We start from the raw sequence: 1,030 nt of genomic DNA on the forward strand, positions 1-1,030 counted from the left end.
CGAGATTATATCATCGAAAAGATGACTGCTCTTGGTTTTGAGATTATCAAACCAGATGGGGCCTTCTATATCTTTGCTAAGATTCCAGCAGGTTACAATCAAGACTCCTTTGCTTTTCTCAAGGATTTTGCCCAGAAGAAGGCTGTTGCCTTTATCCCTGGTGCTGCCTTTGGGCGTTACGGAGAAGGCTATGTTCGCATTTCTTATGCAGCCAGCATGGAAACAATCAGGGAGGCCATGAAACGACTTGAGGAGTACATGAGAGAAGCATGATCCAGTCTATAACGAGTCAAGGTCTCGTACTCTACAATCGTAACTTTCGGGAGGATGATAAGCTCGTCAAAATCTTCACCGAGCAGGCTGGGAAGCGCATGTTTTTCGTCAAACACGCTGGTCAATCCAAACTAGCTCCTGTTATTCAGCCCTTGGTGTTGGCACGATTTCTCTTGCGAATCAATGATGACGGCCTTAGCTACATCGAGGACTACCATGAGGTGATGACCTTTCCCAAAATCAATAGCGACCTCTTTGTCATGGCTTATGCGACTTATGTGGCGGCTCTTGCAGATGCTAGTTTGCAGGATAATCAGCAGGATGCTCCCTTGTTTGCCTTCTTGAGAAAGACTCTAGAGTTGATGGAAGAGGGTTTAGATTATCAGGTTTTGACCAATATTTTTGAAATTCAAATCTTGAACCGATTTGGGATTAGCCTTAATTTTAATGAGTGTGTCTTTTGCCATCGGGTTGGTCAGGCCTTTGACTTTTCTTTCAAATATGGAGCTTGCCTCTGTCCAGATCATTATCATGAGGACGAGAAACGTTGCCATTTAAATCCCAACATCCCTTATTTGCTCAATCAATTTCAAGCCATTGATTTTGAGACCTTGGAGACCATTTCGCTCAAGTCTGAAATCAAGCAAGAGCTACGCCAATTTATGGATCAACTCTACGAAGAGTACGTTGGGATTCACCTTAAATCAAAGAAATTTATTGATTCCCTAGCAGACTGGGGACAATTACTAAAAGAGGA

The 1,030-nt window shown here is 43.1% G+C and carries 2 protein-coding genes; both read left to right on the top strand.

The annotated features are described in order from the left end of the window. Positions 1-273 (top strand): aminotransferase class I/II-fold pyridoxal phosphate-dependent enzyme (locus tag GMD1S_RS10440; protein ID WP_000305006.1); only part of this gene is annotated, 273 nt, incomplete at its 5' end. Beyond that, the coding region (gene recO, locus GMD1S_RS10445; protein ID WP_000616148.1) for a DNA repair protein RecO at positions 270-1,030 on the top strand (761 nt) is incomplete at its 3' end. The genes GMD1S_RS10440 and recO, both read left to right, overlap by 4 nt.

This window comes from Streptococcus sp. GMD1S (assembly GCF_000296875.1).
In the GTDB taxonomy this organism is placed as follows: domain Bacteria; phylum Bacillota; class Bacilli; order Lactobacillales; family Streptococcaceae; genus Streptococcus.